The organism is Zhengella mangrovi (genome assembly GCF_002727065.1).
Classification (GTDB): Bacteria; Pseudomonadota; Alphaproteobacteria; order Rhizobiales; family Rhizobiaceae; genus Zhengella; species Zhengella mangrovi.
The window spans coordinates 114,701-125,596 of record NZ_PDVP01000014.1 but is presented as its reverse complement, the minus strand read 5'-3'; the positions used below and the strand labels follow the sequence as shown (position 1 = coordinate 125,596).

The 10,896-nt window shown below is 65.8% G+C and carries 9 protein-coding genes; 3 read left to right on the top strand and 6 right to left on the bottom strand.

What is annotated here, in order from left to right:
* Positions 1 to 435, top strand: a 435-nt coding sequence (locus CSC94_RS24915; RefSeq protein WP_205853357.1) for a hypothetical protein, incomplete at its 5' end; no start/stop codon positions are given.
* 103 nt (positions 436 to 538) lie between these two features.
* Positions 539 to 2,482 carry a M23 family metallopeptidase gene (locus tag CSC94_RS18735; protein WP_099307901.1) on the top strand — a complete coding sequence of 648 codons (1,944 nt, stop codon included), beginning with the start codon at positions 539 to 541 and terminating at the stop codon, positions 2,480 to 2,482.
* A 386-nt stretch (positions 2,483 to 2,868) separates the two neighbouring features.
* Here CSC94_RS18735 and CSC94_RS18730 read toward each other — a convergent pair whose 3' ends face one another.
* From CSC94_RS18730 to clpB, 4 genes are all read right to left on the bottom strand, one after another.
* On the bottom strand, positions 2,869 to 4,185 hold the full coding sequence (locus tag CSC94_RS18730; protein WP_425356534.1) for a L,D-transpeptidase: 1,317 nt from the start codon (positions 4,183 to 4,185) through the stop codon (positions 2,869 to 2,871).
* Between the two features lie 129 nt (positions 4,186 to 4,314).
* The gene (locus CSC94_RS18725) at positions 4,315 to 4,680 is read right to left on the bottom strand and encodes an MmcQ/YjbR family DNA-binding protein (RefSeq protein WP_099307899.1); all 366 of its coding nucleotides are present in this window, start codon (positions 4,678 to 4,680) and stop codon (positions 4,315 to 4,317) included.
* Positions 4,681 to 4,684: 4 nt separating this feature from the next.
* Positions 4,685 to 5,656: an NAD(P)-dependent oxidoreductase gene (locus CSC94_RS18720; RefSeq protein WP_099307898.1), complete on the bottom strand. Its 972-nt coding sequence runs from the start codon at positions 5,654 to 5,656 to the stop codon at positions 4,685 to 4,687.
* Between the two features lie 129 nt (positions 5,657 to 5,785).
* Positions 5,786 to 8,395, bottom strand: coding sequence for an ATP-dependent chaperone ClpB (gene clpB, locus CSC94_RS18715; protein WP_099307897.1), 2,610 nt, complete (start codon positions 8,393 to 8,395; stop codon positions 5,786 to 5,788).
* A 207-nt stretch (positions 8,396 to 8,602) separates the two neighbouring features.
* On the opposite strand from clpB, the gene CSC94_RS18710 reads away from it, so the two are divergent.
* A complete protein-coding gene (locus CSC94_RS18710) occupies positions 8,603 to 8,929 on the top strand; it encodes a YnfA family protein (RefSeq protein ID WP_099307896.1) in 327 nt (108 codons plus the stop codon).
* A gap of 85 nt (positions 8,930 to 9,014) precedes the next feature.
* Here CSC94_RS18710 and CSC94_RS18705 read toward each other — a convergent pair whose 3' ends face one another.
* Both CSC94_RS18705 and prmC read right to left on the bottom strand, forming a co-directional pair.
* Positions 9,015 to 9,686, bottom strand: a complete 672-nt coding sequence (locus CSC94_RS18705) for a DUF4167 domain-containing protein (protein WP_342585965.1) — start codon at positions 9,684 to 9,686, stop codon at positions 9,015 to 9,017.
* 355 nt (positions 9,687 to 10,041) lie between these two features.
* The gene (gene prmC, locus CSC94_RS18700; protein ID WP_165784505.1) at positions 10,042 to 10,896 is read right to left on the bottom strand and encodes a peptide chain release factor N(5)-glutamine methyltransferase; all 855 of its coding nucleotides are present in this window, start codon (positions 10,894 to 10,896) and stop codon (positions 10,042 to 10,044) included.

The following is a 10,896-nucleotide window of genomic DNA, read 5'->3' as shown; positions in this document are numbered from 1 at the left end:
TCCGCCATGTCTCTTGAACCGCAATCTCCCTTTCAGGAAACTGCTTGGCAAATCAAGGACCTGCCGCCCACGTTTCTCTTTCTTCCATATTCGGTTGTCAAAGAACAAAGCCGCAAAAAACAGCTTTCAACCAGCCAAGCCCCTCAAAAGAGCCGCCCAGCCGGGCCGTCCAATCAGTCGCTCGAAGCGGCTATCTCGGAAACTCAAGGGCGCAGCGCTCTGTCGCCAGCGGCGCCGCCGCCCTCGTTGTGGGGCGTATATAGGCTCCAGCCGTTGCAGGTGTCAACAGCCCAAAATCGCTTTTTTGAACTTTTTTTGACAGCCGGGTTTTTGCCCCTCGTGCGCGTACGCCGCGCGTGCGCGGTGCCTTATTCAGGCTGGATTTCCTGCTTACCCCCCGAATGGACTTCGGTTCGGTGCGGGCTTCCTGGTTGACTTGCATCGGTCAGCGGGCAACTGTCGCCATCGCTGTTCAAGGCACGGTCTATGGAGCGCCCGGCCAGGGCGCCTTGCATGAAAGAAGGGGAATAGGGGCAGGATGCAGGATTCGCCGCGCATCATCGAGGAACTCGGCAACACCGAGCCCATTCTCGCTGGCGATCGCCACCAGCCCCCGGACCGGCGGGAGATTTCCGCCCGTTGGCTCTCGGGAACCTTTCTCACCGGCCTTACCTCGACCCTGCTCATGGGCGTTGCCCTGTCGGCCGCCCTCGAAGGGCGCCAGCAACTGGCCACGCCGCCGGAAATCATGGCGCTGAACGAGCTTTCGCCGGCCCAGGCAGGTGGCGAGGAATCGAAGACCGGGCGGATCGCGCTGGTCCGCGCAGCCCCCAAGGCCAACGACCGCAAGCGCATGGAAGTCTCCACCATGGTTCGCTCCGGTGATTCCAACGTGGTGCGCATGGTTCCCTTCGTGGAAGTGTCCATGGCGCTGGCCGCCGGCCACACCACCGACAAGTCCTATCCGAAGTTCGATCCGCTCGGCGTCTTCTCCGAGGATCCGATTGCCGCGGGCGGCGTGGCCACCGGCACGATCTACGGCGCCAAGGTGGAAAGCGAAGTCACCCTTCGCACCGTCGATTTCCCGCTCGATTCCGCCGAGTATGACAAGCGCTCCAGCCTGTCGGCCAACGAGGTGGAAGAGGTCGTGCGCCGGACCGGCGCGATCCTGACCGACGGCGCGGTCCAGGTGGCCGCGCTCCATTACGTCGATCCGACCCGTTTCGGCGAGACCTACCCCGGCCTGACGATCTCGCTGCCGCAGAACGTGAAGATCGTGCAGGAAAACGTTTCAGTGGCGCCGCCGACGATCAGCGACCAGCCCTCGGTCGGCTATGCCGAGGACGTCATCGTGGTCCGCGAGGATGCCGAGATAAAGTCGATGTTCTCCCGCCACGGTTACGAGAGCGACAGCGCCATGAGCATGGCGGACGCCATCTCCACCCTGTTGCAGGGCCCGCGCCTCAAGGGCGGCTCGGTGGTACGGTTCGGTCTCGAGACCAGGGGCGATGACGCGACCATCATGCGTGCCAGCGTCTACCACGGCCGTGACCACGTCCTGACCATCGCCCGCGACGACCGCGACCAGTTTGTCCCCGCTGACGAGCCGGACGGCCCCTTCGATGCCACGGCCTACCTGGAGAATTCGCCGCCGCCGGTCCGGGCGGCCGCCGATCTGCCGACCGTCTACGACGGCATCTACCGCGCCGCGTTTTCCTATGGCCTGACCGGCGACATGACCAAGGAACTGATCCGTCTCCTGGCCGCCGACGTCGACTACCAGGCCAGGCTCAACCCGACCGATTCCATCGACGTCTTCTTTTCCAACCCCGACGATAACAGCCGCGCCACCGAGAAGTCGCGCATGCTCTACGTCAAGGCCTCCTTCGGCGGCCACACGCGCCTCTTCTTCCGCTGGCAGGGCAAGGACGGGACGACGGACTTCTTCGACGAGAACGGACGCTCCGCGCGCCAGTTCCTGCTCCGCACCGTGGTTCCGAACGGACGCTTCACCTCCGGCTTCGGCATGCGCCGCCACCCCATCCTCGGCTATTCGCGCATGCACACCGGTGTCGACTGGGCGGCACCGACCGGCACGCCGATCATCGCGGCCGGCAATGGCGTCGTCGAAAAGGCCGGCTGGGCTGGCGGCTATGGCCGTCAGACCGTGATTCGCCACGCCAACGGCTACGAGACCAGCTACAATCACCAGAGCGCCTTCGCGAAGGGCATCAAGGAAGGCGCCCGTGTCCGCCAGGGCCAGATCATCGGCTACATCGGCACGTCCGGCCTCTCCACCGGCCCGCACCTTCACTACGAACTCATGGTCAACGACCGCAAGGTCGATCCCATGCGCGTCCGCCTTCCCACCGGGAAGGTGCTGAAGGGCGAGGAACTGGCGGCCTTCCAGGAAGAGCGCAAGCGGATCGAGGCGCTGCTGCAGACCGACGACGCGAAACAGCTCGAAGTGGCCAGCCGGTAACCAGCAAAATCAGCGAAAGTTGCAGACTTTCGCGCCCGTGAATTTGCTCCTGGAAAGACAGTCGCGGAACACGGCGGTCCCGCAGTGTCCTGAACGCGAACGTCGACCGCGACATGCAAATTCAGCGAAAGTTGCAGACGTTCGCGCCCGTGAACTTGCGCCTGGAAAGACAGTCGCGGAAAACGGCGATCCCGCAGTGTCCTGAACGCGAACGCCGACCGCGACATGCAAATTCAGCGAAAGTTGCAGACGTTCGCGCCCGCGAACTTGCGGCAGGCAAGACAATCATCGCGGAACCGTTCGCCCGTCTCCCGGGCGCCTTTGAGCGCAGGGGAAACGGGCCAAGCAAACGACCAAGGCGGCAGCACGTGCTGCCCCCGGCCGTCTCAGTCGGTAAACTCCACCGTCACGCCCGGCTTGACCAGCTTGGCCAGTTCCGTCGCATCCCAGTTGGTCAGCCGCACGCAGCCATGGCTGTTGGTCTTGCCGATCCGGGACGGCTCCGGCGTGCCGTGAATGCCATAGGTGGGCTTGGACAGCGCGATCCAGATGCTGCCGACCGGGCCGTTCGGACCAGGGGGAATGCGCAGCACCTTGTCATTGGCGCCCTGCTTGAAGTTGATCTTCGGGTTGTAGGTGTACTCCGGGTCGAAGGCGATCCGGTCCACCGTCACGGTCCCGCTCGGCGATGGCGTATCGGCCGAACCGATCGTCGCCGGATAGGCCGCGACCATACGGCCGGCCGAATCGAAGGCGCGCACCTGCTCCCGGCCCTTGTCGGCGACGATTCGGGCGACCTCGCCCAGAACGCGCATCCCCGGCACGGCGACCTTGATGACCGTTCCCGGCCGCGAGAAATTCGCCTCCGGGTTCAGCCAGCGCAGGAAGCCTTCGTCCATGTGGAACTTTTCCGCGATCGCCTCGGCTGGCGAGGTGTAGGACAGGCGGTCCAGCGTCGCCTTGGCGCTGTAATCGGAAGGCACCGAGGCCACGTAGGGGCCGGCCGCGTCCGCATTGGTGATCCGGTAGTCGGCGAAGGCCGCGCCGCCGCGGGCTGCCAGTTGCGCGTCGATCGACGCCTCGTCGGCCACGTCGAGCGCCTGGCCGGTCATGACCCGCCACGCCTCCAGCGCATTGGCCATGTTGGACCCGTCCAGCCCGTCGATGACACCGGGAGAGGCCCCCGCCCGGTCGAGCAGCACTTGGGCCTTGGCCAGCAGCATGCGCGAACCGGCCAGTGGCGGCTGGTCCGTTTTCGGCGTCAGCGGTGCGTCCTCTTTTGCGCGAATCGTACCGGTGGCGCGGCGGTCGACGCCTTCCCGCTTTGCCAGCTTCGCGTCGGGCTCCGGCTCCCGTTGCCGGGTATCCGGCGGCACCAGCGGCTGACGCCGCACCGTCTCGTCCCGGATCGCGGGGGCGATGACTGCCCGCCGTTCCGGCTGTCGCGCCCCGGGATAGGCCCGCGCCCGCCGCTCGGCCGGCACCTGCCGGTACTGCCGGCTGCGCGGTTCGTAGTAGTCGCGCGGAAGCTCGCGCCTGCGCTCTTGATAGCGCCGCGACGGTGCCGGTTCGATCGCCACGATGTCACCGGAGTAGGGATCGACATAGATGCGCTCCCCGTTCCGGCCGATGTAGACGTCCGCCTCGACCTGGGCGAGGCGGACGGGCTGGTCGCCGGCAAACGCGGGAACGGCAGCCGGCATGGCCACGAGCGGAAGCAGACAAAGGGCAAGGCGAAAGCGGATCAAGAAACGGACTCCTGAAAATCGATTGCATGTCATTCGTCAAGACAACCACATGCAACATGAACCGGGCATGAAGATGACGCCCGGTCAATCGGCGGCCAGGCCGAGCGACTTGCGGCGTTTCAGCGTCAGGCTCTGGGCCGCCAGCCGGTGGCTTTCGGCGAGATAGTCCTTCAGCGCCTCGTCATCCATGGTCTCGTCGGAAATGCGCTGGATCCAGCTCATGCCACGGCTGGCCAGGTGCGGCGCGGGCCGCAGGCCGGGCTGCTCCTTCAGGATGTCGTAGGAAAAGGCGGAGCACTTGAAGGTCACCCGCTCCCGCTCGCCCTCATCGAACCGGGCGATGGCGAAAACCTTGGTATCGACCTTCCACACGTGGGCGCCCCGCCACTGGACCACGTGGTTGGCGTGGGGCAGCGAAGCGCAGAACGCGTTGTACTCGTCCAGCGTCATCGCGTCAGAACGCCATCGGGTCTCGGCCGCGCGGCGTCACCTCGTAGCCGGGTGCAGGCGGCTCGTCGTCGACCATCAGCGCCGGGAAGCCCGGCGCGGAGATGTCGAGCCCGGTCGCCTCTTCCAGCCGGCGGATGATATCGTCGGAATTGGCCCGTGCGCCGTAACGCCTTTGGCCGTCGCGGAAGATGTCGATCATCAGCGGACTGATCTCGAGCGGCACCCCGTGCCGGTCGGCGATGGACTGGAACAGGCCGATATCCTTGAGCACGAGGTCCATGGTGAACTCGATGTCGCGGCTGCCGTTCAGGATCACCTGCCCCTCGGTCTCGGCCACGAAGGAGGTGCCCGACGAGATCACCATCGCCTCGTAGGTCGTGGCGAGATCGAGGCCCGCAGCCTTCATCACCGTCAGGGCTTCGCAGACCGTCAGCAGGTTGGCCGTGGCCAGGTAATTGGTCATCACCTTCAGGATCGAGGCCGAGCCGATCGGTCCGGTATGCAGGATGCGCCGGCCAAGCGTCTTCAGGAGCGGCAGCATGCGTTCGAAGGTTTCCCGGTCCGACCCGGCGAAGATGGAAATGTTGCCGGTTGCGGCCCGGTGGCATCCGCCCGAAACCGGACACTCGATCGCGCTGCCGCCCCGCGCGTCGACGAGAGCAGCAAGCCGCACGATCTCGGCGGCGTCGGTGGTCGACATTTCCGCCCAGATCCGGCCCGGACCGATCCCGGCGAGGATCCCGTCCTCGCCCTCCATCACGGCAGCGCAGGCCTGCGGCGACGGCAGGCAGGTGATGACCACGTCACAGGCCTCGATCATCGCCTTCGGCGTGTCAGCCCACCGCGCGCCCTGCGCAAGGAAGGGCTCGCCGGCACTGCGGTCGAGATCGCGCACCGTCAGGTCGTGGCCGTTACGAAGCAGGTTGTCCGCCAGCTTGGCACCGACATTGCCAAGCCCGATGAAACCGATCCTCATGTGCGACGCCCCCCGTTTGCCCATGGCCGATAGAGACAGAATGTTTCACGCGAGCAGGCTTGCCGCAACCGAAAAAGGCCGGGCGCATCACGCACCCGGCCTTTTCCTCGATTCGTGTGACGACGGATGTCAGGCCGCCTGTTCGGTGGTCTCGCTGCCGCTCTTCGGCCGGAACACCAGCCGGTCGGACCCGGCGGTGATCTTGACGGTGGAGTTGTCGAACACCTCGCCCATCAGGATCTTCTCGGCCAGCGGGTCTTGCAGTTCCTTCTGCATCACCCGCTTCAGCGGCCGTGCGCCATAGGCCGGATCATAGCCCTTGTCGGCCAGCCACTCGACGGCGGAAGCATCCAGGTCGAGCACGATCTTGCGGTCCGCCAGCAGCTTTGCAAGCCGCTTGAGCTGGATCTCCACGATGGCGCCCATGTCCTTGCGCCGCAGACGGTGGAACAGGATCACCTCGTCGACCCGGTTAAGGAATTCCGGCCGGAACGACGCCTTGACCACGTTCATCACGTCGTCGCGCGCCACGTCCACGTCCTGCTCCTCGCCCAGATTGACGAGGTATTCCGAACCGAGGTTCGACGTCATGATGATCAGCGTGTTGCGGAAATCGACCGTGCGGCCCTGCCCGTCGGTCAGACGGCCGTCGTCGAGCACCTGGAGCAGCACGTTGAACACGTCCGGATGCGCCTTCTCGATCTCGTCGAACAGCACCACCTGGTAGGGCCGGCGCCGCACCGCTTCCGTCAGCGCCCCGCCTTCGTCGTAGCCGACATAGCCGGGGGGCGCACCGATCAGCCGCGAGACGGCATGCTTCTCCATGTATTCCGACATGTCGATGCGCACCATCGCGCTTTCGTCGTCGAACAGGAAATTCGCCAGCGCCTTGGTCAATTCCGTCTTGCCCACGCCCGTGGGGCCGAGGAACATGAACGAGCCGATCGGCCGGTTGGGATCCTGCAGGCCGGCACGGGCACGCCGCACCGCCTTGGAAACCGCCTGCACGGCCTCGCCCTGGCCAACGACACGCCGGGCCAGTTCGTCTTCCATGCGCAGCAGCTTCTCGCGCTCGCCTTCGAGCATCTTGTCCACCGGCACACCGGTCCAGCGCGACACGACATGGGCCACGTGATCCGGCGTCACCGTCTCCTCGACCATCGACCCGGCATCGCCATCGCGTTCCTCCGCCGCCTGCAGCTTGCGCTCCAGGTCCGGGATCCGGCCATAGGCCAGTTCGCCCGCCTTCTGGAACTCGCCGGACCGCTGCGCGATCGCCAGTTCGTTGCGCGCTTCGTCCAGCTGGCGCTTGAGGTCGGCAGCCTCGCCGAGCTTGGCCTTTTCCGACTGCCAGGTGGCGGTCAGCGCGGCCGATTCCTCTTCAAGGCCGGCCAGTTCCTGTTCCAGCTTGGCGAGACGATCCTTCGACGCCTCATCCTTTTCGACCTTCAGCGCCTCGCGCTCGATCTTCAACTGCATGATCCGCCGGTCGATCTCGTCCAGCGCCTCGGGCTTGCTGTCGACCTGCATGCGCAGCCGCGACGCTGCCTCGTCGACCAGATCAATGGCCTTGTCGGGCAGGAAGCGGTCGGTGATGTAGCGGTTCGACAGCGAGGCCGCCGCCACCAGCGCGGAGTCGGAGACGCGCACCTTGTGGTGCTGCTCGTACTTTTCCTTCAGCCCGCGCAGGATGGAGATCGTGTCCTCCACCGTCGGCTCGCTGACGAACACCGGCTGGAACCGGCGTGCCAGCGCGGCGTCCTTTTCCACGTGCTTGCGGTATTCGTCCAGCGTCGTGGCGCCCACGCAATGCAGTTCGCCGCGCGCCAGTGCCGGCTTCAGCAGGTTGGAGGCATCCATCGCGCCTTCCGACTTGCCCGCGCCCACCAGCGTGTGCATCTCGTCGATGAACAGGATGACGCCGCCGGCCGCGGCCTGCACTTCCGACAGCACGGCCTTCAGCCGCTCCTCGAATTCGCCACGGTACTTCGCGCCCGCGATCAACGCGCCCATGTCGAGCGCCAGCAGGCGCTTGTCCTTCAGGCTCTCCGGCACGTCGCCGTTGACGATGCGCAGCGCCAGGCCTTCCGCGATGGCGGTCTTGCCGACGCCCGGCTCGCCGATCAGCACGGGGTTGTTCTTGGTGCGCCGCGACAGCACCTGGATGGTGCGGCGGATCTCGTCGTCGCGCCCGATCACCGGGTCGAGCTTGCCGGCACGCGCATCGGCGGTCAGGTCGCGGGCATATTTCTTCAGCGCGTCATAACCCTGCTCGGCAGAGGCCGAATCGGCCGTGCGCCCGGCACGAATGTCGTTGATCACCTGGTTGAGCGCGGTCGGCGTCACCCCGGCCTTGGCCAGGATGTCGGCGGTCTTGGCGGATTTTTCCATCGTCAGGGCTGTCAGCAGGCGCTCGACGGTGACGAAGCTGTCGCCGGCCTTCTTGGCCAGGTTTTCGGCCGTGGAAAACACCTTGGCCAGCGGCTGCGCCAGATACAGCTGCCCGTTTCCGCCTTCCACCTTCGGCATGGCGTTAAGGGCCGCTTCGACACCCAGGCGAACGTCCTTGGAACGGCCGCCGGCGCGATCGATCAGCGAAGCGGCAAAGCCTTCCTCGTCATCGATCAGCACCTTCAGGAGATGTTCGGGCGAAAACTGCTGGTGATTGCGGGTCAGCGCCGCCGTCTGGGCGGACTGTATGAAACCGCGCACGCGTTCGGAATACTTCTCGACATTCATGTCCTGTCTCCTCTCCTCGCCGGCCCGCCTTGCGCGGCACCGGGTCGGGCCAAGTGACGGGAACCCTCTTCGAGGCGTCCCCTCTTTGTTCCCGCCGGATATGGGGAGCGGATTTGCCTTTCGCAAGCTTCGGCGACGGCCTCTGCGGCATGCTGCCGCAAGAAATTCTGATTGGACCGGAAACCGGGTGCGGGTTAAGCCTTGGGCATGCAGGTTGCCCTGGTCTACATCGCCGCCGCGCTGGCCGAAATTGCCGGGTGTTTCGCCTTCTGGGCGTGGTTCCGGCTGGACCGGACCATTCTCTGGCTGATCCCCGGAATGCTCTGCCTTGCCGCCTTCGCCTGGCTGCTGACTCTGAGCACGGCGGCTTTCGCCGGCCGCGCCTACGCGGCCTATGGCGGCATCTACATCGCCACGTCCCTGCTTTGGCTCTGGCTCGTCGAAGGCCAGCGCCCGGATCAATGGGATCTTCTCGGCGTCGCCGTCTGCATCGCCGGGGCGGGCATCATCCTTCTCGTTCCCCGCGGCAGTTGAACGCGCGGCGGCATGCACCGCCGGAACGAAAAAAGGCGGAGCCGAAGCCCCGCCCTTGTCGGAAAACAGACTTGCGCCTTGCGTCTTATTCCGCGGCCTCGACCGCGCTTTCGCCGCCCTCGGCCTTCGTTTCCTCGCCGTCGCTGTCCGCCTTGGCCTTGCGGGGCCGGCGCGTGCGCTTCGGCTTCTCGGCCTCGCCGTCCTCGGCCGGCGCCTCGCTCTTGGCTTCGCCATCCGCCGAACCGGAAGCGGCGGCCGTGTCCTGATCCTGGCCCTGGTCCTTGTCGCGGCGGCGCGGCCGGCGATTGCGGCGGCTGCCCTGGCCTTCGCCCTGGTCGTCGCCGAGCGCCACTTCCGCCGGCGTTCCGTCGATCACCGGCTGCGGACCGGAACCGTCGTCATTGCCGGAGTTCTGGTCACCGCGGTTGTCACGTTCGTCGCGCCGGTTGTCTGAGGCGCTGGCGTTGTCCTGCCGGTCGTCGCGGTCATCGCTGTCGTCGTCATCGTCGCGGGCGTCGCGCTGCGGCTGCATCTGCGCCGTGGCGGCCGCGATGATGCGGTTGTAGTGCTCGGCATGCTGCAGGTAGTTCTCGGCCATCACGCGGTCGCCGGCGCTCATCGCATCGCGCGCCAGGGCACTGTACTTGTCGGCGACCTGCTGGGCGGATCCGCGGATCTTCACGTCCGGGCCGTTGCTCTCGTAGGTCCGGGTAAGCGGATTGGGGCCCTTGCGGTTGTTGTTGTTACGTCCGCGCATGCGCCGATTCTGCTGGTTTGGCCTCATGGTTCTCTCTTCAATCGGAGTCGATAGTCGTTCGGGATCGCGTAAAGCCCTGCTTCATGGGCTTCGGCCCGGCGTTGCCCCCTGGCTCTGCCTCTGGCTAATATCAATCTGGCTGACAGGTCCTGGCGCAGCGATCAACGTTACTGATTGTGTTTTCAGCGCGCGCCCGGCGATGCATTTCGCACCAGCCTTCCAGAGCTTCCTTTTTGGTCAGCGGGAACCGGATGCACATCAGGTTCAAGACCTGTTTTCCTTCCGGTAGCCCGAAACTATCGCCAATCGGGCACAATGCCAAGCTTTTTTTCGCCGTTCCCCTGCCCGCCATTTCCTACTGCAATTTGAACAGGATGGCACGATCTCTCCCACCCAGATCCCGTGCCGCCTCTGCCACATTGTAACCTGATTCGGTGAACAGGCGGCAAATCGCTTCGCGTTGATCGAAACCGTGCTCGACGGCGACAAGCCCCCCTGCCGCGAGATGCTCCCGGGCCTGCCGTGCAATCAGCCGGTAAGGATCCAGACCGTCGGCCCCGCCATCGAGGGCGGTACGCGGATCGTGGTCGCGCACATCGCGCGACAGGTCCGCGATGTCGTCTGTCGGTATATAGGGCGGATTGGAAACGATGACATCGAAAGCCGGCGCGACGGCCGAAAACCAGTCCGAGACGAGGAACGACGCCCGGCTATCCAGGCCGGCGGATGCGGCGTTTCCTGCCGCGGTGGCGATGGCACCGGGCGAAATGTCCACGCCGAGCCCGGTCGCCTCGGGAACCTCGTCGAGGATCGCCAGCAGGATGGCTCCGGTTCCTGTCCCCAGGTCGAGCACCCGGGGGGCCCTGCCGTCGCGCACCATGCGCCGCAGGTGCGGCAGCACGAGGTCGACCAGGATTTCCGTGTCCGGCCTTGGCTCCAGCGTGTCCGGTGACAGCGACAGCACCAGGTTTCGGAAGGCGCGCGCGCCGAGAATGCGGTGGACCGGCTCGCCGACGGCCCGCCGCGCGACCGCCGCGCGAACCCTCTTGACCTGTTCCGCATCGACCTCGCGATCGCCCCCGGCGATCAGGGCGGCCGTATCCAGCCCGAGAAGCTGGCAGACGAGCAGGCGGCTGTCGGTGCCCGGTTCGCCGATGCCCGCATCGCCGAGCGTCCGGCGGCTCTCGGCCAGCAGCGCATCGAGACGCAT